A 21892-nucleotide genomic window follows, 5' to 3' on the forward strand; every position below is an offset into this window, starting at 1 on the left:
GTTGCGCCACAATATGGCCCACCGAGCCATCGAAGTCCGCGAACAGCAAACGCGCCAACTCCAATTGGGACTCGCAGATCACCAGATCCCGCTCCGCAGTGTGGCGTCGATGATGGTCCCTTGAACGACACCGAATTGTGCGACCCACGCGAGAAAACTGGCCTATCCGCACACTAGCTCCGCCTCCGCGAGCAGCACCACAAAGTGATCCCTTTCAGTGACGTGGTGCCACGCTGAAGCACCAGCAGGCAGCTCTGCCCGTAAGCCGAACGCTCAGCGGGACGCGGCGGAAGATATCAGCCGGCTGTCGGCTCCTCATCGTTGGCGACAGCCTCGATCCAATCCACAGCCTCGTCGGAAAGCTGGGGACCGTCTCCTGATTCGCCAGCCCACCACTCAGAATCGGTCACGCCGCCCGTAGTCGCCATGATGTCGGCGATGACATGCGGCGGCAGCGGCTCGCCGTTGTGCTCAATGAGCCAGCGGCGTGTTTCCGCATCGACCAGAGGCCACCACTCGAAGATGTTCATCGACGCAGTGTTGCACCGACGAAGTCCTGTGTACAGGTTCCGCCGTGGGACGAGCTCCGGAGGAAAGGACCTTGGCGGCCGACCCCGCCGGGTCACCGACAGTCAGATTCGACGCGCTGTCCGCCTGGTCGAAGGCGGTCAGCCCGCTGCGCAGGTTGCCCGCGATCTCGGAATGTCCCGAGCAACGTTTTATAGACGGGTCGCGAGCACTCAAGGGACTAGCCGCGTCGCATCCTCCCTGAAGGCGACACCAAGCGATCACAGAACGCCGCCGAAGAGCTATCAAATCCACACCCGTGACCTATGGCTCTGGTCTCCTGACGTCCGGCTGAGGAGCATCACAAGGGTCAGGACTGTGCCCGGCCAGGGGCATCCTCCTACGCCGACCACAAACCCGCCCTGCAAGAAGGACCATCATGTCGGTGGCCTGGACTCGAGCATCGTTCCGCCGGCTCACGGCCGCGATCGTCGCCGTCGTGCTCGCGGCGGCGACGGGCGGGTGCAGTCCCGGGCCCCAGCCGCCGGCGCAGCCGGTGTCGCCCGATTCCGGCTACCGGGCCATGCTGGAACAGTTCAGCAGGAGATTGCTCGACGACGGCGCCCCGGCCGTGCTCATCCAGATCCGCGTGGGCGGGGACGAGTGGTCCGCGGCCTACGGTGTTCGARGCCTGGCCAGCCATTCCCGGGCCGAAATAACGGACCCTGTCCACGTGGGCGGCATCACCAAATCCATGGTGGCGGTCTGTGTGCTCCGACTGGCCGAGGAAGGCCGGCTGGAGCTGGACGCACCGGTCAGCACCTACCTGCCGGAGTTTAACAAGGTGATGCACCCGCCGGGACCTGTCACCGTCCGCCAACTGCTGCAGCACCGCTCCGGCATGCCGTCCGTGGACGGGCCGTTGTTCGATCCGGCCACCGTGCGGGAGGCCCTGACCACCAGGGTGAGCCTGGCGGACCTGCTGGCCATGGCGGGGCGGATATCGTGGCAGGCGAAGCTGGCCCAGGGATTTGAGTACTCCAACTCGAACTACATTGCCCTGGCGCTGATCGTCGAGCGCCTGAGCGGCCGCCGGATCGGCGAGGTGATCAGCACCGACATCATCCAGCCGCTTGGCCTGAGCGAAACTTCGATGACGGCCGTCGGGCCGCCGCCGTCGTCCATGATCCACGGCTACATCGCGCTGGACCGCAAACAACTCGATGTCACGTACCCGGCCGCCCAGATCGACAACGCCGCCGGCGGCATGGTGTCCTCCGTGGCGGACGTGAATACGTTCTACCGCGCATTGCTGCAGAACCGGCTGCTCAAGCCGGACACGATCGCGCAAATGGAGAGCCCGCTCTACGCCAGGTACGGACTCGGGGTGGTCCGCTGGAACGACCTCTGCACCAACAACTTCTACTACGGCCATCCCGGCGACGTGCCCGGCTACGGCACCATCGCCATGACCAGCGCGGACGGAACCCGGCAGCTCACCATGGCCGTGGCCTACCCGCCGGAACCGCTCCGGTCCGGGGACACCCGCATCCTGCACCAGATGGAATCCATCGCGGAGGACACCCTCAACGCGACGTGCCAGACCGGGCCGACAGGGCCCCTCAACAATGCCGCAGGAAGTCCGGGCTAACGGCGGCAGTCTCTGTGACAAGCAGGCGTCTCTGTGACCAGTAGTCGTCTCCGTGACAAGCAGGCAAAAGTCACTGCGACAATGGGCAGATGACAGCCATCATCCTCGTCTGGAACCCCGACGAATGGAACGAATGGACCTACCCGGCGGTCCTGGAAGAGGTCGCCGAAACCGGCCGGTTCCTGGCCAGCTGGGAGGTCGGCACTACAGATTTCGCTACCTCCGGCGCGGACGCGTGGCTGGTGCTCCAGGGCCGCCACGGGCGCGGCCTGATCGGCCACGGCGTTATCGTCTCGGAGCGGCCGGCGCCACGGCCCCAAGCACCGGACGCCGCGGGCGCCGCGGAGGACTGGTCCCCGCTCTACGTCCGGGTGGCCTTCGACGCCCTCCTGCCCGCCGGGGACCAGATCCCGCCCGCGGTCCTCCAGGAGACCGTGCCCGGCCTCGACTGGGAAGCGCTGCACGGCCCCGCGCTGGCGGTCGAACCGCCCGTCGAGCCCCTGCTCCGCGGACTCTGGCGAGAGTTTGGCCCACCGCCGGGGGCCGACCCCACCCAGCCGGTGCCCGGAACCGTCACGTCGGCGGCGGTCAGCCGGGTCGAGGTGAACCGGTATGAGCACAATCCGGACGCGCGGCGGGCCTGCATCGCCCATCACGGGACCAGTTGCGCCGTGTGCGGGTTCTCCTTTGAAATCGCCTACGGGGACATCGGCAAGGACTTCATCCCGGTCCACCATCTGGTCCCGGTGTCACAGCTGGGCAGCACCTATGAACTTGATCCCGTCACGGACCTCGTGCCGCTCTGCGCCAACTGCCATGCCATGGCGCACCTCGGGGTGACGACGCCGCGCACGGTCGCGGAGCTGCGCCGGGCCATGGCCGGAGCCGGGTACCTGACCGGGCAGGCGCTGACCCAGAAAGAGCTCCAGGCCCAGCAGGACGCCCGGCGGATCCTTAATCAGCAGTAGCGTTCTCAGGCGGACCACACCTGCCGGAACTTGCCGCTGCGGTCCGGCCGGGGTGGCTCCTCGGCAAACCGGACATCGACGCCGTCGGCGCCTTGGGCCGCGAAGAACGCACTAAGGCGATCCCGAGTCGCCGCCTGCACGGCACCTGGCTCGGCGCCCGGCCAGAGCTCGAGCCGCACGGTGAGCGACCGCAGCCCGGTGCGGATCGCCTGGAACCGCCGGACGCCGGCGGTCTCCTCGATCACCGTCCCCAGCGCCAACGGCAACACGGTCACCACTGCGCCGTCCAACCCTGCGCCGTCCAACCCTGCGCTGTCGAACTCTGCCCCTTCGGCGGCACCAAAGCTCAGTACGTCGCCACTGCGCCCTTCGACCCGCAGCGTGGGAAACGGACTGCCGCAGGCGCACGGCCCGGCACCCAGCTGCACCCGGTCGCCCAGGTTGTACCGGATCAGCGGCTGGACCCGGTTGGCCAGGTTGGTGACCAGCACCGTGTGGGAGAGTTCCCCGGCCGGCACGGGACGGAAGGCGTCGTCCACCGGCTCCACGATGTTCCAGTCCGCGTTGACATGAAGCAGCCGCTGCCGGCAGCGGCTGGTCAGTGCGAGGGCCTCCGAGGCAAGGTACCGCACAGTGACCCGGCAGCCGAGGGCCGCCTCGATGTCCGCCCCGGCATGGGCTGCCAGGGACTCCCCGGAAGCGACCGCCAGGAGCGGATGTATTCTGAGCCGTCCCGATTTCTGTTCGGCGGCCAGTTGCAGCATGGCGCTCGGATAGCCGTAGAGGACGGTCGGCTGGAAGTCGTTGAGGTCCGCCACGAGGTCCGGGAGCGGCCGGAGCACGGAGAACACGCGGACCCTGCGGGCAATGCGGGGGCTGCGTCGCCGCGCGGCTTCGGTCAGCACGACGCCGGCAAAGTGGCCGCCGTCCGCGATCAGCGCCGCGGCCCGCAGCCCCCGGTGCAGGAAAGCGCGGGCCTCCGCAGCCGTCATCAGGGTCCGCCGTTCGCGGATCGGGCCGAGGAGGCTCGCCACCAGCTGCGAGGTCGGTCGTGGACCAGGACCGAGGGGTCCCCCGTGGACCCCGACGACGTCACCACGAGGTACTGCCCGCGGTAGAGGCCGCCGATGCGCGAGGGGTCATCGAGCAGGTCTTGCTTCAGCCCGGCGAGCGTGATGTGCGGGTCGGTGACCCATTCGTCGAAGTTCTCCATGAGCTCGCGTTTGCCCACCGGAGGCAGCTCCCCCAGGTTCGTGACCGGATCGGTGACCGTGTCCGGAACGTCCCGGTACAGCCTGCGGTAGTAGGGCGAGGAGGACCGCGCGCACTCAACCAGCGCGGCGAGCCGGTCCCGTTGCCGGCGGGCGATCGCGTCCTGGCTTGCCCGCCCGGCCCGCCAGATGTCCCACGCGATCCCGGTCAGTCGTGTCATCCCGAGAGGAGAGCCGCGCATCACCCATCATCCTTTCGCGGGGCCGGCACTCCAGATCTCGGCCTCACCCGCTCTTTCACGCTCACCCGCTCTTCCACGCTCGCACCCTCTCCCACGCTGGCACGGCGGCGGCCGCCCCAACAGGGGCTTTAGGCACCGGCGGGACCTGGGCATATGCCCGGACACCGTCGAATTGCTGGACTAACGGCAGGCAGCACCACAGACTGTGTACAACGGCTGGCTGGGCGGCGTAAGAATTCCTGCCTCCAGGCCGGCCGGGACTACCAGCAGCATCGTTTGGGGCTTTGCTTAATACCTTTTTCCACCGCCGTGAAAGGACCTGGTTATGCCGGACTTGTCATTTTTGTATCCGCTCATTTCGATCATCCTGGGGGCGGTCGCCGTCGTCGGCGTCATCTGGGTGGCAACAAAACTGATGTGGAAGGTAGCGGAACCGAACGAGGCCCTCATCATCTCCGGGCTGACCCGCGGCACGCTGGAAACCCGGGAGGGGATGGACTTCAAGATCGTCACGGGCAAGGGGGCCCTGGTGCTGCCCGGCCTCCAGACTGTGCGGCCGCTGTCCCTGACGCTGAATGAAACCGAACTCAAGGTCTCCTGCGTGACCTCCCAGGGCATCCAGGTGATTGTCGACGGCGTGGTCATCTACAAGATCGGGGACGCCCCGCCGTTCATTGCCAACGCCGCACGGCGGTTCCTGGGCCAGCAGCCCAAGATGGAAAGCCAGGTGTACAACGTCTTCGAGGGCCACCTGCGTTCGATCATCGGCAGCATGACGGTCGAGGAAATCATCCGCGAGCGCGACAAACTGGCCTCCCAGGTCCGCAGCGCCAGCGGCGTCGAAATGGAAAAGCTAGGCCTGGTGGTCGACTCGCTGCAGATCAAGGACCTCCAGGACCCCACGGGCTACATCCAGAACATCGCCAAGCCGCACATCGCCATGGTCAAGATGGAAGCCCGCATCGCGGAGGCCACCCGGAACCGGGAGGCCGCAGAAAAGGAAGCGGAGGCCGAGGCCCTGATTGCCGACGCCCGGAGCGTGTCCGCGATCCGGCAGTCCGAGGCGCAGGCCAATGCCGAGCGCGCCAAGGCGAACGCGGCCCAGGCCGGGCCGCTGGCGGACGCGACGGCGCGTCAGCAGGTGGTGGTCCAGGAAACCGAGGTGGCCAAGCTCGAGGCCGACCGGGAGGAGCAGAAGCTACAGACCACCGTCCGCAAGCCCGCCGACGCGAGGGCCTACGCCAAGCGCACCGATGCCGAGGGTCAGAAATCCGCAGACATCAGCGCGGCCGAGGCGCTGGCCCGGCGCACCGAGCTCGAGGCTACGGCCAACGCCCGGCGGACTGAGCTGCAGGCCCAGGCGAACGCGACGGCGGCAGCGGCGGCGGCCGGGGCCACCAAGGTCACCGGCGAGGCCGAGGCTGCCGCCACGAAGGCCCGCGGCGATGCCGCCGCCTCCGCCATCAAGGCCAAGGCACTGGCCGAGGCGGAAGGCATCAAGGCCCGTGCCGAAGCACTCGCAACCAACCAGGACGCCGTCATCTCCCAGCAGCTCGCCGAGAACATGCCGGCGATCGTGGCGGCGGCGGCCGAGCCGTTTTCACACGTTGGACAGATGACCGTCCTCAACGGCGGCGAAGGGGTCAACCGGATGATCGGCGGTATTTTGGCACAGGTGGGCGATTACCTCCCGGCACTCTCCACCGCGCTCAAGCACGGCCGGGACGCCGCCAAACGGGATACCAAGGCTCCGGGGGCGTAGTGGCCGCCATGCGAGGGCAAACACGGGGATTCTGATACGCAGGGGTCTAGATGTACGGGGATTCTGATGCACAGGGATGTTGACCGGAGCCTGACCGGAAAGATCGGGCGGGTCACGGGTCGGATCGGCCCGGGCACCATCGGCGAGGTCATGCTCCCCGTCCGCGGCGGAACCAGCGCGTTCCATGCGCACCCGTTCGACAAGAGCAGCGTCTTCGCCGTGGGCGAGCAGGTCCTGGTCATCTATTTTGAACCGCCGCAAACCGTGTTTGTGGACGAGCTTCCGGATATCCTCAAGGCCGAATGACCCCTCTGGACGCTTGGAGGCGACGGGCGTATTCTGAAGTTCCGTAGCCTCTGGAGGTATTTTCAGATGGAAGGCAATATGCGTGCGCGTAGCGGTCCGGGTGTGAGGATAGCGATGGTTTCCGGCATCCGTTCCCTCTTCCCGGTCGGCAACTGGCCCGATCCGCTGTAGTTCGTCTTTCGTCATGCCGTCCGGCACCGCTGCTTTGTCGGGTTTGCGCCTCGGACGCATGGCCGCAATCAAGTACGCCCTCTTTGCACTTCTTAGCTAAGTCCCCGCAGGCCCCCGCCCTGACCGCCCATTTTCCGCGCTGTCCGCCCCGTGGCAGTTCACGCCTGAGCGCGCCCACCTGTTAACCCACTCTTCCTCTGCAGGCCACACCCGCTCCCCCGCGCCGCAAGCCGCCGCCCGCACCGTGGAGGAGTGAGGATCGCAATCGTCGCCGAATCATTCCTGCCGCTCATGAACGGAGTCACCCACTCCATCCTGCGCGTGCTGGAGCATCTGCAGGAGCGCGGGGACGAGGTGCTCGTGATCGCGCCGTCCACGCAGGACACGGACGTTCCGGACGAGGTCTATGGCGCCCACGTCCATCGGCTCCCCTCGGTTCCGCTGGCCGGCTATGCCAATGTGCGGGTGGCGATGGGCGGTGTGTATCGGGTCAAGCGAATCCTTGCCGACTACGCGCCCGACGTCGTTCACCTCGCGTCCCCGTTCGTGCTCGGCTGGCGGGCAGCGCAGGCCGCCCACCAGCTCGGCATCCCCACGGTCGCCGTCTACCAGACCGAGGTCCCCGGCTACGCGGGCCGCTACGGCGTCCCCTTCCTGGAGAACTGGGCCTGGAACCGGGTGGACCAGATCCACCTGCTGGCCTCGCGCACCCTGGTCCCCTCCACCTTCGCGCTCAACCAGCTCCGCGGCCGCGGCATTCCGCGCGTGGACATGTGGCGGCGCGGCGTGGACACCCAGCGGTTCAGCCCCGCGAAGCGCGACGCCGGCTGGCGGGCTTCGGTGGCACCCGGCGGCGAGCGCCTGATCGGCTACGTGGGCCGGCTGGCGGCGGAGAAACAGGTGGAGGATCTGGCGGTGCTGGGCGATGTTCCCGGGACCCGGCTGGTGATCGTGGGCGACGGGCCCCAGCGGCCAGCCCTGGAAGCTGCCCTGCCACAGGCGGTCTTCACCGGATTCCTCGGCGGCGCCGACCTCGCCCGGGCGGTGGCGTCCTTCGATCTCTTCGTCCATCCCGGCGAGTTCGAGACCTTCTGCCAGACCATCCAGGAGGCCATGGCGTCCGGCGTGCCGGTGGTGGCCACGGGCCGAGGCGGCCCGCTGGACCTCGTGGAGAATTCGCGGACCGGCTGGCTGTACGAGCCCGGTGACCTTGCCGCGCTCCGTGCCCGGGTGGTGGACCTGATGGGCGACGACGCCAAGCGCCGCGCGTTCGCCGCGGCCGCGCACGCCTCGGTCCAGGGCCGGACGTGGTCCGTCCTCGGGGCCGAACTCGTTGGCCATTACAAGGCCGTGACCCGGGAACCCCTAATTGGCCAGTCCCCTCTCGTTGCCCTATCACTTAGGGCGGCCAACCCGGGCTTTTGAGCACCCTAGGTGAAAGCGCAACGGGGCGTTTGGTCCTTACCCGCGGGCCTGGATCCGCTCCGCCCACGTGTTGACACCCAAGGGAGCCTCGGGACGCCTATGATTTCCCGAGGGGAGGGTTCTAAATGTCTCGTTGGTGGTCTCAGGTTCGCACGGCGGCAGCCCGGTGACGGCGTCGTCGTGCCCGGAGGAAGCTTCCGGCGCAGTCCCAGAGGAAGTCTCCGGCGCGGTCCCGGGCTACGGGGATCTCGTGGAATCCAGCCCCGATGCCCTGCTGGTGGTGGCCGAGGACGGGTCCATCAGGATGGTCAACACCGCCGCGGAGCGCATGTTCGGGTACGCCCGCGCGGAGCTCGTGGGCTCGGACCACCGCATTCTCCTGGCCGAGGGGTTCCGGAACGGGCTAGAGCGGCTGTTCTTCAACCTCCGCCGCGACGCGCACACAGACGCCGACGGCGACGAGGCAGACACCGCTCCCGTGGAGGCCTACGGGGTGAGGCGGGACGGCACGGAGTTCCAGGCCGAGGTGGCCGGGGCCATCTTCGTGACCGGGGACGGGGCTGGTAATGGAACTGCGAGCATGATCGCCGCGGTCCGGGACACCTCGCACCGGCCGGAGAACGATGACAGCCTCCGCGAGGCCATGTCGCTGCTGAGCGCGACGCTCGAATCCACGGCCGACGGCATCCTCGTGGTCAGCAGCGAGGGCGAGATCGCCGGCGTCAACAATCAGTTCCTCACCATGTGGGGCATCCCTCGGGAAATGCTGGCCACCGGGGACGATGAGGCCGTCATGGGCTTCGTCCTGGACCAACTGCGGGAGCCGGCCCAGTTTGTCGAAAAGGTCGAGGCTCTCTACGCCGATCCCGCGGCAGAAAGCCACGACATCCTGGAATTCCGCGACGGCCGGACTTTCGAACGCTATTCGCGCCCCCAAAAAGTCGCGGACCAGGTGGTCGGACGGGTGTGGAGCTTCCGCGACGTGACCGCGGCCAAGGTTGCCCAGGACCGGATCACCCGGGCCATGGCAGACCTCGCCGCGCAGTCCGCCCAGCTCAAGGCGCTGGCGTTCCGGGATGGATTGACCGGGCTGTCCAACCGCCAGCTGTTCAACGACCGGCTCGCCAGCGCCCTCGCGGATCCGCGCGGCACCGCCGTGGACGTCCTGCTGCTGGACCTGGACGACTTCAAGGAAGTCAACGACATCCTGGGCCACCATGCCGGGGACCAAATGCTCATTGAGGTAGGCCGGCGGCTGCGCGCGTGCGTGCGGCCGGACGACGTCGTGGCCCGGCTGGGCGGCGACGAGTTCGTGGTGCTCCTGATCGAGTCGCTGGAGCCCGAGGCGGTTGCTGTCCGGATCGTCGACTCGCTGCGCGTCCCGGTGTGGATCGACGGCACCATGTTGCGGCCCAGCCTCAGCCTGGGGATCGCCTCGATCGGCGAGGCCGCCGTGGACGCCTCCGAGCTCCTGCGCCGTGCTGACGTCGCGATGTATGCCGCCAAGGCCGCCGGCAAGAACCGGTACATGCGCTTCCGGCCGGAGATGTTGAAGGCCCTGGTGGACCGCAACGACCTCGAGGCCGGCTTGCGGCTCGCCGTGGACAGCGGACAGATCGCCGTCCACTACCAGCCAATCGTCTCCGCCGGCAGCGGGACAGTGACCAAGGTCGAGGCCCTGGCCCGCTGGGTACGCGACGACGCGCTGGTTCCGCCCAAGCAGTTCATTCCGGCGGCGGAACGCAGCGGCCTCATTGTCGAGATCGGCACCGAGGTGCTGCTGCGCGGCTGCACCGAGCTCAAGCCCTGGCTGGAGGAGGACTCCTCCCGGTCGCTGGCCGTGAACGTCTCCGGGGTCCAGCTGCAGCACGGGGACTTCGCCGAGCTGGTCCTGGCCGTAACGGAATCCTGCGGCGTGGACCCGCGCCAGCTCGTCCTGGAAGTGACGGAGAGCGTCTTCTTCGAGGACGACTGCCACGTGATCCAGCAGCTCATGAGCCTGCGCACGGTCGGCGTGCGCGTGGCGCTGGATGACTTCGGCACCGGCTTTTCCTCCCTGGGGCGCCTGCAGGGCCTGCCCGTGGACACGCTGAAGATCGATCAGTCGTTCGTGTCCATGATCAAGACCGGCACGGAACGGCTGCCCATCCTGAACGCCATGATCGGCATGGCCCACGGACTGGGGCTCACCGTCACAGCAGAGGGCGTGGAAACGTCCGCCCAGGCCGGCTACCTGATGAAGCTGGACTGCGATGCCCTGCAGGGTTTCCTGTTTTCGGGCCCCCAGCCGGAGGCCGCGCTCAAGCCTGCGCTGGACCGCGCGGCCCGGGCCATCGCCGCGCTGCGGGGCGATCGGGTGCCCGGCAACCGGTGACCCGCCAAAGCTCCGTGGCCAATGTGCTGGACACAGGGCCGAAGGACCCTATGATGCAGGGAACGCATTGATCCGGGCACCTCGGCCGGGAACATCATCGCTGTATGAACTTCCGTCGCGGGTCCGGGCGACGTCGTGACCCGGCTGCATTGCTGGCCTGGCAGCAGACTGCCATTCTTGGTGAATCCGCACATCCGACAGCGAACGAAAGGAAGAGACGATGCCGCTCTATCTGTCGAAGTTCAGCTACACACCGGAGACCTGGGCGAGGCTGATGAGCAACCCCGAGGACCGCGGAAAGGCCGCCCAGGCATACATCGAATCGGTCGGAGGAAAACTCCATGGATTCTGGTACGCATTCGGCGCCCACGACGGCTACAACTTATGGGAGGCTCCCGACAACGTGTCCATGGCCGCGGTTGCCTTGGCGATCAGCGGAGGAGGCGCACTGAGCTCTTTCGAAACGACAGTGCTCTTGACCGTCGACGAAACGATGGAAGCCCTGCGGAAAGCCGAACAGATTAAGTACCGCCCGCCCGGCACCTGACATTCCACGCGAACTGGCACCACGGCCAGGCTGCAGTGCAACGCACTCCGCGTCCACCGTCCCCGAAAGCGGTGCGGAAACTCGCGTCCGGGCTCCTCCCAAGTTTTCTATAGGGCCGTGTAAGCACCATTGGGCCTTATCGCGGACTCAACGTGGAGGCACAACCATGGACGCACGCTCCCCCCTGATTTCCGGCCCGGTCCTGAACCGGCGCCAGTTCGGACTGATCGTGGGGGGCGGGGCCTTCCTGCTGATGGCAGGCGGCACATACGCCGCCGTCTCCCGAAGCGGTCCACAGTCTGCAACGCAACTGGATACGGCCTTTGGTGTCCTGGCGGTCACCCGGGCCGGCCGCCTGGCCCGGCTGAACGCCCAGGGCCAACAGGCCTTCCGGTCAATCGAAAGCGCAGCCGCCGTGCTCGCCGATCCCGGAGCCATGGCCGCCGGCGCAAACAGGGCCGTCGCGGGCAGTTTCCATCGGGCCGCGAGCCCGACGACCCTCCCCGCAACTTCCCACGACCATGACCATGACAGCGCACAACCGGAGGATCCCGGCTGGCCCCAGCCGCTAAACCTGACCTGGGGCGACGTCGTCCTCCTCGAGGTTGAAGTCCGCAACTCCAGTCAGGAACCCGTGCTCTTCAGCCCCGGCCAACTGCGCCTCAGGCTGCTCCCGTCCGGAACCACAGTCACTCCCCAGGACTTCGACCGCGGCCTGGGCTCGGTCGGGCCCGGGGCCGCAGAGCATCTCTGGATCAGCTACCTGGCGCCTCACGACGCCGTCGCGATGGAGCTGGAGTATTCGGAACCGGAACACGACGGCTCGGCCATCCTCTCCCTGCCGCCTCTGACGGTCAGCCAGGTGAAGTCATGAGCCCGCTCGATATCCACATCAATGACGGATTCCTGCCGATGGTGGACGGATCCCGCGTCTACCACCGGGGATTCGGTGACCGGCGGACGCTGGTGAACGACCCGAAGCCCAGCCTGACGGTAAGCCCGAGGGTATTCCTGCGCAACGGTTCGATCGTGGCGAGCCGCACCTATCCCCTGAAGGCCGCCATTCCCCCGCTCGGACGCCCGGCACCTGCCGCCAAGGACCCTGCCAACCCCGGGGAATTCCTGGTCCGCCGCGCATTCTGGGCCAGCTTCTTCCCGGAACGGACCCTGATTGCCGAAACAGGCAGCACCGTCAGCATCCGCGTCACCAACCACCTGGCCCAGGAGCACGCACTGCAGTTCCTCAACGCGGGAGCGGGGAACAGCCACGTCGGTACAGGCGTGATCAGGCCCGGTCAAACCAAAACCCTGGAATTCGCGGCCCCCAAGGCAGGCACCTACCTTTACTGCGATCCTGGCGCCGATCCGGCCGATCCGACCGCCGACCCGGTCCAGCGCGTCCTGGGCCTTTTTGGTGCCCTGCTGGTCACCGATCCGGCTTCGCCGTGGCTGCCCATGCCCAACGGGCCGGAATTCGAACGCCAGTGGTTGTGGATGCTCCACAACGTTGACCCAGTGTGGGCCGGCATCGCGTCGCGCAACGGAACGGTGGATCCCGACAAGACACCGGTGTATCCGCGGTTTTTTACGCTTAACGGCCGCAGCGGCTTCCAATCGCTGGCCGCGTCCACTGACCTGGCGCTGAACCGCGTGCGGGAAGAGGACTCCCTGATGTCAGGCTCGCCCCGGCAGATCGACGTCCGCAATTTCAGCCTGAGCGCCGCGGCAGGAACTGTGAGGACCGGCCAGCTGATGCGCTTCCTCAACGCCGGCGTCGTCCACCACCAGCTCCACTTCCACGGAAACCACCTTTGGACCGTCAACCGCAACGGGAGCATGTTTCCGCGTACCGGCGGAAACATTGACGCTGACGGTCACGTGGTGCTGCAGCAGTGGGAAGACGTCATCGAAATGCACCCGCTGGACCGCAAGGACTCCATGCTCCCGTTGAGGCGGCCGCCGGAAATTATCGATGAGGTGTGGAACGCCCGGAAAGAGGACTATGACTACCCGATGCATTGCCATGCCGAGCCCTCCCAGGTAGCGCGGGGCGGCATGTATCCCGGCGGGCTCGTTGGCCACTGGACCGTAGCGGCCCCCGCACCCGGAAGCGAGGCCACCCACGAGCTGTTCCGCACCCAGGTCGATTTCAGCTCCCATCAGATGCACGAGGGAAGCCCCGAAACCGAGTTCCGCCAGAGCCCGGACGTGGAACACGAGTTCAAGTTCTTCAACCGCGAAATGGTGTTCGACGACGGCGGCAAATTCGAGATCTGGACCTTCGAGACCGAGAACTCCGGGAGGATCTTCCCCGCACCGCTGATCCGGCTCACCGAGGGGCAGCTGTTCCACGGCACTGTGCTCCCGAGCAAGAAAGTGCACACCATCCACTGGCACGGCATCGAGCCGGATCCACGCAACGACGGCGTCGGCCACACCTCCTTCGAGGTTTCCGGAAGCTACACCTATCAGTGGCGGCCGGAACGCGGGCAGCCCGGCAACCCGAATGTGGGCGCGTCCGGAACGTATTTCTACCACTGCCACGTCAACACCACACTGCACGTACAAATGGGCATGTTCGGCCCGCTGATCATCGACCCTCCAGTCCACCCGGACTTTCCGGTGACCAAAGGCGCCAGGCGGGCCTTCGTTGACGGACCGGAATACGACATCGACACCGAGACTCTCCTCGTCCCTTTCTCCGTCGACCCCCGCTGGCACGAACTCAACCACGCCGCCGGGCTCTCGGGCGAAGACGCCGGACTGGACAAGTTCAATCCCAAGCACTTCTACCTTCTGGGCGGTGAATTAGCCCGTGCCCCGAAAATAGAAGGCCCAATCCGGCTGACCCGCATCCGGGCCAGGATGGCAGGAGGTGCCACCAAACCCACCCTGCTGCGTCTGCTCAACGCCAACTACTTCCCGGTCAATGTGCGCTTCACCGATTCCGCAGGCAAGCCGGTTGTCATGGCTGAACTCATCTCGCACGACGGGCGGCCGTTCCGGGACACGTCCAACCCCACCGGACCGGCACGGCCGATTTCTTCCACAGGCCCTCTGCGGTCCAGCCTGATCAACTTCGGCGCCGCCGAACGCTACGACATGCTGCTGCGCCCGCCGGCACCGGGCACGTACTGGCTCACCGTGGACCTGCTGGACTGGATCACCGAGAAGGTCCTCTTCACTCGGAGGATTCCAGTCGTCGCCGTCTAGCGCGGCCCGGGTGGCGCGTTCGACACATCTGATTGCGGCGTGATACCCGTCACGTTCGGGGAGCCCGCACCGCATATGATTCAGTCAGTGCAGTGCGCCCTGCTCTTAGCAAGGTGCCCGCTATCCGTATTCACCGCCTGGGGGGCTGTCAGACATCATGGAAGCTGGTTTCGCACAACAACTGCTGGAGTACAGCCCGGACGCGCTTTTGCTGGTCGGCCCGGACGGATCCATTACCTTCCTCAACCCGGCCGCGGAACGGCTCTTTGGCTACCCGCGGGCGCAGCTCCTGGGCGCGGACCACAGCATGCTCCTGGCCGAGGCCTCACGGGAGGAATTCCACGGCGTCCTGGCCGGGCTGGGCAAGGCCGCCAGTCCCCGCTCGCCGTTCGCCGGCTCGGGCCGCCGTGCCGACGGCACTGAACTCCCGGTCGAAATCACGTGTGCCCTTGTCCCCCCGCCGGCAGGATCGGCCGACGCCGGAACGTCCGTGGCCCTCTCGATCCGTGGCGCTGCCGGAGGAAACCCCGGAGGAAACTCCAGTGCCGGCGGCGCCGGCCGTTCCCTAAGCGGCGACTTTCTCCGCCGTCGTACTCTTGTTTCAGGGGGAGCGACTGGCTTTGGGGGACTTCCGGCGGCTGCCGCTCCCGTGGCGTTTGTCGAGCACGACGACGAACTCAAGGCCGGGTCCCTCCGCGACCCGCTGACGGCGCTGCCCAACGGCCCCCTCTTCAACGAGCGCCTCGCCGCGGCCCTGCGCCGCCCGGATCCGGTGGACATCCTGCTGCTGAACGTCGATGACTTCAGGCACCTCAATGACGTGCTGGGACGCTCGGCGGCCGATGAGCTGCTGGTGGAGCTGGCGAGCAGGCTGCGCAACTGCGTCCGCCCGCATGACACCGTGGCCCGGGTCGGCGGCGACGAATTCGCGGTGCTGCTGACCGAGTGCCTCAACGCGGACGCGGTGGCCAGGCGGATCGCCGAGTCCCTCTACGCGCCCCTGCGCGCGGGCGGCTCCATGGTCCGGCCCGGCGTGAGCATGGGCCTGGCGTCCAAGTCAGGGCAGACGCTGGACGGGGCGGAACTGCTGCGGCAGGCCGACGCGGCCATGACCGCGGCGAAAGCCGCCGGGAAGAACACCTGGCTGCGGTTCCGGCCGGGGATGCTGAGCACCGCGGCCCACAAGGCCGACGGCGATTCCGGGCTCCGGCGCGCCGTCGAGCTCGGCCAGATCTCGGTGCACTACCAGCCCGTGGTCTCGCCCGGCATCGGTTCGGTGGTGCAGTTCGAGGCGTTCGCCCGGTGGGAACGGCACGGCCGGCTGGTGCCGCCGAACCAGTTCCTGCCCGTGGCGGAGCAGAGCGGCCTGATCCGCGAGATCGGCGATGAAGTCCTGCGCCGCGCCTGCGCCGAGATCCGGCCGTGGCTGGCCGGCGACCCCGCCTACAGCGTCGCCGTGAACGTCTCGGGCCTGCAGTTCCAGCACCGGGACTTCGCCACGGACGTGCTCGGGATTGCCGCGTCCACCGGTGTTGATCCGCACCAGCTCACGCTTGAGCTGACGGAGAGCGTGTTCTTCGACGCGTCCTCGGACGTGCTGGGCCAGCTGCGGCAGCTCCGCCAGGCCGGTGTCCGGATTGCCATGGATGACTTCGGCACCGGGTATTCCACGCTCGGCCGGCTCCAGGAGCTGCCCATGGACAACGTCAAGATCGACCGCTCCCTCGTGGCCATGATCAAAACCGGCCAGGAACAGCTCCCGTTCTTCGCCACCATGATCACGGCCGCGCATGCCCTCGACCTGTTGGTCACGGCGGAAGGCATCGAAACCCCCGCGCAGGCCAAGTACCTGATGGACCGCGGCTGCGATTCGCTGCAGGGTTACCTGTTCGCCAAGCCGGCCCCTGCAAGCCACCTGGCGGGGACCATGGAGAGCGCCCTGAACGCCCTGGACAAGGTCGACGCCGGGGGGTAGCCGGGCGGTCGCCGGCGGGGCGCGCGCCGTTAGGGCCGGGTCGCCGGCTAAACCTGTCGGGATCCCCGCCGCTGGCGGGGATCCCGACGATTCACATTAGCGCTTTTCGCAGGCGATGCCGTCGTTGTCACGGTCCAGGTCGTATTCGCCCCAGTGCCGCGCACCGCCGTCGTTGTAGCTGTACACGGTGCTGTTGACGCGGAAGGTGGTGACCGGCTTTCCGCTGGTCTTGTCCCGGGCGCCGCTGCGGCCGACCCCGTGCGGAATTACGGCCGGTGCTCCAGCTTGTCGAGGTCCTGGGCCACCATCGCCTCGCTGCGCTGCCACAGGGCCTTGGCGAGGCCGGCGTCGTAAGCCTGCTTGTTGGCCTTGGAGAGCGTCCGTTTGGCGTAGTAGGCGCCGGAGATCCAGTCGTGGCCCGGGGTGGAGTTGGCGAGCCACACAAGGGTGTCTGCGCCCTGGTCCGGAGTCAGCATGAAGCGCTTGAGGAAGGACTTGTAGGCCAGGCGCATGGGGCTCGTGGAGTCGGCCGCGAAGTTGGTGGCCACGCCGCCGGGGTGGAACGCCGCCGTCGAGATCCCCTCGGTGTTGTAGCGGTTGTGGAGCTCAGTGGTGAAGAGGATGTTGGCGAGCTTGGCGTTGCCGTAGGCGCGGTTGGTGGAGTATTTGCGGGCCGCGTCGAGGTCGTCGATGTCCAGCTTGCCGAAAAGCGAATTCGCGACGCTCGAAGTGTTGATGACGGTGGCCTGGCTGGCGGTCAGCACGTCAATCAGTTCGGTGGTGAGCAGGAACGGGGCCAGGTGGTTGACCTGGAAGGTTGTCTCGTGGCCGTTCACGGTGAGCTCGCGCGGTCCCATGATGCCGCCGGCGTTATTCGCCAGGACGTCGATCCGCGGGTACCTTTCCTTCAGCTGCGCGGCCAGCGTGCGCACCTGGGCAAGATCGGCGAAGTCACTGACAAAGAAGTCGGCGCCGATTTCGTTCGCGATCGTCTCGGTCTTCTGCGCGGAACGCCCGACGACGACCACTCGCTCCCCCTGCCCGGCGAAGGTCCGGGCGGCGGACGCGCCGATGCCGTCGCTGGCTCCGGTGATGACGATAGTGCGCTCGGGCATTGAAGTGTCCTTAGAACGAAGCGTTGGGCTGGTCTTTTGGAATCCAGCCCCGTCAAATTCTAACGAGCCCAACCAGGTGTTCGTTCCGGACGGGCCGGGGCTTTCCCCGGAATCTGCTGGGAGTTTCCCTGATCCCGCCGATGCATTGATCGGGGCTTGCGTGCGCAGTCAGCCCGTCGTTGCAGCGAATTTCAAGAGCCACTCGGGATGACTGAACCAACCCCTTCGAGGCCGCTGACCTTGACGGCAACGGTGGAGTCGGTGGTGGTTCCGTTGCCCAGTTGTCCGTCAGCGTTTTTCCCCCAGGCATATACGGTGCCGTCGGAGGTGAGCGCATAGCCGTTGTCGCCGTTCACCGCCAGGTGTTTCGCGTTCCGAACGCCCACGACCGGCGTCGGTACCAGCGCATTCGTGGTGGTTCCGTTCCCCAGCTGGCCGTAACGGTTGTTTCCCCAGCCCAGGACGCTACCGTCCCGACGCACGGCGTAGGCAGCTCCTAATGCCGCGGCGAGGGAGACGGTCCCGGAGGCGCCGTCCACGGGAACCGGGACGGCGGAGTTCGCAGTGCTCCCGTTGCCGAGTTGGCCGAAGTTGTTGGAGCCCCACGCCATGACGGCTCCGCTGTCGAGCAATGCGTAGGCGCTGTACATTCCGGAGACTACCGAGGTCACGCCGGACAAGCGTGGAATCGCCGTGGGCTCTCTCACCACAGCGTCATTGCTTGGGTTTCCATTGCCCAATGCCATTCCCTCGTTGGACCCCCACGACAGGACCTTCCCGTCAGTGGTCCTGGCGTAAGTGGTTTGCCCTGCTGTGGTGATTGCCGCGATTCCAGCTAAGCCGTGCACCTTGACGGGTGTGGACGTACTAACTGTTGTGCCGTTCCCCAGTTGGCCGCTCCGGTTGTCGCCCCAGGCATAGACGCTGCCGTCATTCAGCAACGCGTACGCGACCGATTCGCCGGCAACGACGGCTGCCACTCCGGACAGGCCCTTGACGGCCACAGGTACACGGGAGCCTGTTGTGGATCCGTTTCCCAGCTGACCGCGGGTATTCGCACCCCACGCTCGAACTGAACCATCCCTCAGCACGGCGTAGGCCGTTTGATACCCTGCTTCGATTGCCGCCACGCCGCCGAGCCCCTTGACCGTGACGGGGTTTAGCCCTTCGGCAGTGGTGCCGTTGCCCAGCTGGCCGGCAGCGTTGTCGCCCCAGGCCTTCACGGTTCCATCCTTGAGCAGCGCGTAGCGGGAGTAGTAAGCCGCCTTGATGCTCGTGGCGTTGACCCCCAGCACCTGATCCGGGCTGGAAGTGCCTTCCCCATAGCCTGTGCCTGCTTCACGGGCGTAGTTGCCGCCCCAGGTGTAGGCCGCTCCTTCAGTCGGTGTGCCGGCCACGTAGTAGCCGGCGACGTCGGCAATCAGTTGCGCTCTACCCTTCGAACGGTTGAAGAGCGTGACCTTGCCGTCCGCCCCGACAGGCACTGTGACCAAGTTCGGAACCGTTTGCCCCCTGGAATAGTTCAGGTTTGATGCATCGCTCCGCTTCGTGCCGCTGGGGTAGGCCGAGACGAACCCAAAGGTTTCCGTTTCAGTCACCGTCAGGTTGAACACCACCGACGCAGCTCCCGCCGGGACGCCGTTGGCCCCGGCGGCCTGGAACGAGACCGCCCCGTCGGCCGCCGCTGCGGAACTCTTGCGCGTGTCCAGCACCCGTGACGGCGCCAGCGGATGAAAGACGCCGGGCGCCGTGGGATCTCCGGGCAAGAAGTAGCCTGCAACGTCCGCCAAAAGCTGCACGCTACCGGAGGACTGGTTGAACAAACTCACCTTCCCGTCAGCGCCGACGGGAACAGTGACAAGATTCGGCACCGTCTGGTCCTTCAAATAGTTCAGGCTCGACGACGTCGGCCGCTTCGTCCCGCTCGGATACGCTGTCACGAATCCAAAGGACTTTGCCTCGGAGGCGGTCAGGTTGAAGACCACGGCCGCAGCGGCCGACGGTATGCCGTGTACCCCGGCGGCTTGGAAGGACACTGCCGAGCCCGGTCCCACAGCCTTTCTGGTGCGCGTGTCCAGGAAACGGGTTGGTGCCATTGGCTGGAATGCCCCAGGCTGGCTGACCGCCCCTTCCAGATAGAAGCCGGCCACATCGACAATGAGGTGGGCCGTTCCTGGCGAGCGGTTGAACAGGGTGACTTTGCCATCGGCTCCGACGGGCGCCGTGACGAGATTCGACACCGTCTGGCCAGTGGAATAGTTCAGATTCGAGGCGGACGGCTTGGCGCCTCCGCCGGCGTAGGCTGTCACGAACCCGAAGGACCCGGGTTCCGTCACGGTGAGGTTGAACACCACCGCTGCGATGCCGCTGGATGTGCCCTTGTACTCGGCCACCGAGAAGGAAACCGACGAATCGGAGCCGACGGGCGTGCCTCCACCCCATCGTGTATCCAGCACCCGTCTCGGTGCTACGGACCGAAAGGCTCCAGGGTCCCCCGGAGTCGTCATTCCGGACGCCATTGCCATCGCGGAATGGATGAATGCAGAAGGCACAATTGCCTGCGCCGGGCCAGCTGAAGCGGCCCCTCCCAACATGATGCTGCAAATCAATACTGCCGTCAGTTTTTGAACCCAAGCTTTTGAGCGCACAGTTCGCACAAGTCCCCCCACAGACCAGAATTTATGGGCTACACAAAAGAGCCGTGAGACGGACTCTAGCATCCAAACGGCCGATTCCATCCAGGGCCAGCTCGTCCAATTTCATGGTGTGGGGGTTAAATGCGGGAGGACCCCCAACCTGTGGTTGGGGGTCCTCGACCGTGAATGGTGTTCCGGCGGTGACCTACTCTCCCACACCCTCCCGGGTGCAGTACGTGTCCCTCCAGTCTGGGCCGTGTACCCCGGCCAAAGGGCAACGAGGATCTTCAGGCGACGCGCCTTGGCGCAGGTATCGCAAGAATGATGGCAACGGGACGGATATGTCAGCGCCAGTCGTCAATCACATAGGCGTCGGGGTGGCTGTAGCCGGGCTCGTTGGGCCGGTGCATGGTCACGCCCTGCAACCCGGTACGGAAACCGCGGGCGACCATGCGCTGATAGGCATCCGGGCGGCCCAGATTCATCCCGGCGTCGAGCTGACCCAGTCCGCGCTCGGCGGCCAGTTGCTCAACGGCGTCGAGTAGTCGTTCGAATCTGTCATCGGCCTGYCGGCCCGGGCGTACGGCACCGAACTTGACGAGGCACACATCCGCACCAGCCTCCGAGCCCGGTCCGCAGTGACAGACGGCCAGCCCGTCGAGCCCCGATTCGCCCGGAAGCAGTACGGTGTCGCCGAGCCCCTGCGCGTGCGTTGCCGCAATCTCGCGTTCCAGGTCCAGACCCTCGTATACGGCGTCGGTCAGGGCCTTGCAGGCATTGAGGTAGTCGGGCCGCTCGCCGGCGGACAGTTCGGCATACGTCACCCGGCCGGGCACCGCGCCAGGGGCCGCGACCTGCTTACGCATGACGGCGGTCAGGAAACGGGGCCAGAAGCCGTACCTGCGGTAGAGCTCGAGGTGTTTAGGACTGTGCGAGAAGGTGAACAGGCCGAGGTGGCTGTTCCCCCAGGTCTCGAAGCAGCCCATGATCGGCTCCATCAGGCTTTTGCCGACGCCCTGGTCCCACAGGTCCGGACGCACGGTCAACGGTCCGAAGAACCCGACGCTGCCCCAGTTGGCGGCGAAGTTCGATCCGGCGAGCTCGCCGTCGACCGTCGCGGCGAAGGCGGCGTGCGGATCGGCGGCAAAGCGAGTGCGGACATAGTCGGCGGTCCCGAACGGATCGGGGACCCCGAGGAACGTCCCGAACGCCGCCCTGCAGATCTCGTCAGCGCGATCGAGGTCCGTCTCGCGCAGCGGCCGGACCGACGCCGGGCCCCCGACACTCTTTCGCCCGGGTTCCTGTGCGGTCATGAGTCTCTCCCTCCACGACGTCACGCATCAAACCATCAGACGCAACCCCATCGCGAAACGAGTCCGGCACTCCCGGCGATAGGGTCACGTGGGGTGGTCTAAATCGCTGCGCGCGTTGCTTAGTGGTGGTGTGCATTATGGCGTGAGTTGGGTGGCCTCGTCCAGCACTCCCGCCTACTCTAACCATGCTCATCTGCGAAGGCGCGTTAAATGCGGGAGGACCCCCAACCTGTGGTTGGGGGTCCTCGACCGTGAATGGTGTTCCGGCGGTGACCTACTCTCCCACACCCTCCCGGGTGCAGTACCATCGGCGCTGTGGGTCTTAGCTTCCGGGTTCGGGATGGGACCGGGCGTTTCCCCCACGCTATGACCGCCGTAACCCTGTGTCCGCACCCTGCCGGCCGTGCCGGGGGTGGGAAATCTGGTGGTTACAACATCTGTGGTGTTGTTATTTTGTTGTCGGTTCCTGTGCAACA

Annotated in this window: 17 protein-coding genes, 1 rRNA gene and 1 pseudogene; 11 read left to right on the plus strand and 8 right to left on the minus strand. The window is 66.6% G+C overall.

The genetic code is table 11. The features are described from left to right. Window positions 1–296: 296 nt before the first annotated feature. Window positions 297–530, minus strand: coding sequence for a hypothetical protein (locus AC1DR1_RS11490; protein ID WP_229994011.1), 234 nt, complete (start codon window positions 528–530; stop codon window positions 297–299). A 58-nt stretch (window positions 531–588) separates the two neighbouring features. Between AC1DR1_RS11490 and AC1DR1_RS11495 the strand changes: the two are divergent. The 3 genes and pseudogenes from AC1DR1_RS11495 to AC1DR1_RS11505 form a co-directional block, all read left to right on the plus strand. Next, window positions 589–738, plus strand: a pseudogene (locus AC1DR1_RS11495) (helix-turn-helix domain-containing protein); the annotation flags it as partial. A gap of 208 nt (window positions 739–946) precedes the next feature. Next, window positions 947–2158, plus strand: coding sequence for a serine hydrolase domain-containing protein (locus AC1DR1_RS11500; RefSeq protein ID WP_476992607.1), 1212 nt, complete (start codon window positions 947–949; stop codon window positions 2156–2158). An 89-nt stretch (window positions 2159–2247) separates the two neighbouring features. Continuing rightward, window positions 2248–3126, plus strand: a complete 879-nt coding sequence (locus AC1DR1_RS11505; RefSeq protein WP_364747153.1) for an HNH endonuclease — start codon at window positions 2248–2250, stop codon at window positions 3124–3126. Between the two features lie 5 nt (window positions 3127–3131). Here the strand turns inward: AC1DR1_RS11505 and AC1DR1_RS11510 are convergent, their stop codons facing one another. Both AC1DR1_RS11510 and AC1DR1_RS11515 read right to left on the minus strand, forming a co-directional pair. Next, on the minus strand, window positions 3132–4118 hold the full coding sequence (locus AC1DR1_RS11510; protein ID WP_476992608.1) for a phenylacetate--CoA ligase family protein: 987 nt from the start codon (window positions 4116–4118) through the stop codon (window positions 3132–3134). After that, complete coding sequence (locus AC1DR1_RS11515) at window positions 4118–4579, minus strand: hypothetical protein (protein ID WP_476992609.1); 462 nt, start codon at window positions 4577–4579, stop codon at window positions 4118–4120. The genes AC1DR1_RS11510 and AC1DR1_RS11515 overlap by 1 nt, the downstream gene beginning before the upstream one ends. A 325-nt stretch (window positions 4580–4904) precedes the next feature. Between AC1DR1_RS11515 and AC1DR1_RS11520 the strand changes: the two genes are divergently transcribed. From AC1DR1_RS11520 to AC1DR1_RS11555, 8 genes are all read left to right on the plus strand, one after another. Continuing rightward, window positions 4905–6341 (plus strand): flotillin family protein, encoded by a 1437-nt coding sequence (locus AC1DR1_RS11520; RefSeq protein WP_229994015.1) that lies wholly within the window; start codon window positions 4905–4907, stop codon window positions 6339–6341. Between the two features lie 66 nt (window positions 6342–6407). Continuing rightward, complete coding sequence (locus AC1DR1_RS11525) at window positions 6408–6647, plus strand: hypothetical protein (protein WP_364747149.1); 240 nt, start codon at window positions 6408–6410, stop codon at window positions 6645–6647. Between the two features lie 423 nt (window positions 6648–7070). Then, on the plus strand, window positions 7071–8243 hold the full coding sequence (locus tag AC1DR1_RS11530) for a glycosyltransferase family 4 protein (RefSeq protein WP_476992610.1): 1173 nt from the start codon (window positions 7071–7073) through the stop codon (window positions 8241–8243). A 136-nt stretch (window positions 8244–8379) separates the two neighbouring features. Then, entirely contained in the window at window positions 8380–10617 is a 2238-nt protein-coding gene (locus tag AC1DR1_RS11535; RefSeq protein WP_476992611.1) for a putative bifunctional diguanylate cyclase/phosphodiesterase, read from the plus strand. Between the two features lie 220 nt (window positions 10618–10837). Continuing rightward, the gene (locus tag AC1DR1_RS11540; RefSeq protein WP_090583485.1) at window positions 10838–11164 is read left to right on the plus strand and encodes a GYD domain-containing protein; all 327 of its coding nucleotides are present in this window, start codon (window positions 10838–10840) and stop codon (window positions 11162–11164) included. A gap of 166 nt (window positions 11165–11330) precedes the next feature. Further along, complete coding sequence (locus AC1DR1_RS11545) at window positions 11331–12038, plus strand: hypothetical protein (RefSeq protein WP_476992612.1); 708 nt, start codon at window positions 11331–11333, stop codon at window positions 12036–12038. Then, entirely contained in the window at window positions 12035–14377 is a 2343-nt protein-coding gene (locus tag AC1DR1_RS11550) for a multicopper oxidase domain-containing protein (RefSeq protein WP_476992613.1), read from the plus strand. The genes AC1DR1_RS11545 and AC1DR1_RS11550 overlap by 4 nt, the downstream gene beginning before the upstream one ends. A 157-nt stretch (window positions 14378–14534) precedes the next feature. Continuing rightward, entirely contained in the window at window positions 14535–16352 is a 1818-nt protein-coding gene (locus tag AC1DR1_RS11555) for a putative bifunctional diguanylate cyclase/phosphodiesterase (protein WP_476992614.1), read from the plus strand. Window positions 16353–16448: 96 nt separating this feature from the next. Here AC1DR1_RS11555 and AC1DR1_RS11560 read toward each other — a convergent pair whose 3' ends face one another. The 5 genes from AC1DR1_RS11560 to rrf all read right to left on the minus strand — a co-directional run bounded on the left by AC1DR1_RS11560 (window position 16449) and on the right by rrf (window position 21794). Next, on the minus strand, window positions 16449–16538 hold the full coding sequence (locus AC1DR1_RS11560) for an excalibur calcium-binding domain-containing protein (RefSeq protein WP_229994021.1): 90 nt from the start codon (window positions 16536–16538) through the stop codon (window positions 16449–16451). Window positions 16539–16618: 80 nt separating this feature from the next. Beyond that, window positions 16619–17467 carry an SDR family NAD(P)-dependent oxidoreductase gene (locus tag AC1DR1_RS11565; RefSeq protein ID WP_476992615.1) on the minus strand — a complete coding sequence of 283 codons (849 nt, stop codon included), beginning with the start codon at window positions 17465–17467 and terminating at the stop codon, window positions 16619–16621. 191 nt (window positions 17468–17658) lie between these two features. Then, window positions 17659–19923, minus strand: coding sequence for an RCC1 domain-containing protein (locus tag AC1DR1_RS11570; RefSeq protein WP_476992616.1), 2265 nt, complete (start codon window positions 19921–19923; stop codon window positions 17659–17661). Window positions 19924–20447: 524 nt separating this feature from the next. Beyond that, on the minus strand, window positions 20448–21416 hold the full coding sequence (locus AC1DR1_RS11575) for a GNAT family N-acetyltransferase (RefSeq protein WP_364747138.1): 969 nt from the start codon (window positions 21414–21416) through the stop codon (window positions 20448–20450). Window positions 21417–21677: 261 nt separating this feature from the next. After that, a 5S ribosomal RNA gene (rrf, locus tag AC1DR1_RS11580) occupies window positions 21678–21794 on the minus strand. Between the last annotated feature and the right edge of the window lie 98 nt (window positions 21795–21892).

It is taken from the genome of Arthrobacter sp. P4_F10 (assembly GCF_056401435.1).

Coding starts and splice junctions, on each gene's coding strand:
- AC1DR1_RS11525 (WP_364747149.1), top strand. CDS start 6,408: ATGCACAGGGATGTTGACCGGAGCCTGACCGGAAAGATCGGGCGGGTC.
- AC1DR1_RS11550 (WP_476992613.1), top strand. CDS start 12,035: ATGAGCCCGCTCGATATCCACATCAATGACGGATTCCTGCCGATGGTG.
- AC1DR1_RS11540 (WP_090583485.1), top strand. CDS start 10,838: ATGCCGCTCTATCTGTCGAAGTTCAGCTACACACCGGAGACCTGGGCG.
- AC1DR1_RS11565 (WP_476992615.1), bottom strand. CDS start 17,467: ATGCCCGAGCGCACTATCGTCATCACCGGAGCCAGCGACGGCATCGGC.
- AC1DR1_RS11490 (WP_229994011.1), bottom strand. CDS start 530: ATGAACATCTTCGAGTGGTGGCCTCTGGTCGATGCGGAAACACGCCGC.
- AC1DR1_RS11505 (WP_364747153.1), top strand. CDS start 2,248: ATGACAGCCATCATCCTCGTCTGGAACCCCGACGAATGGAACGAATGG.
- AC1DR1_RS11545 (WP_476992612.1), top strand. CDS start 11,331: ATGGACGCACGCTCCCCCCTGATTTCCGGCCCGGTCCTGAACCGGCGC.
- AC1DR1_RS11515 (WP_476992609.1), bottom strand. CDS start 4,579: ATGCGCGGCTCTCCTCTCGGGATGACACGACTGACCGGGATCGCGTGG.
- AC1DR1_RS11520 (WP_229994015.1), top strand. CDS start 4,905: ATGCCGGACTTGTCATTTTTGTATCCGCTCATTTCGATCATCCTGGGG.
- AC1DR1_RS11510 (WP_476992608.1), bottom strand. CDS start 4,118: ATGACGGCTGCGGAGGCCCGCGCTTTCCTGCACCGGGGGCTGCGGGCC.
- AC1DR1_RS11555 (WP_476992614.1), top strand. CDS start 14,535: ATGGAAGCTGGTTTCGCACAACAACTGCTGGAGTACAGCCCGGACGCG.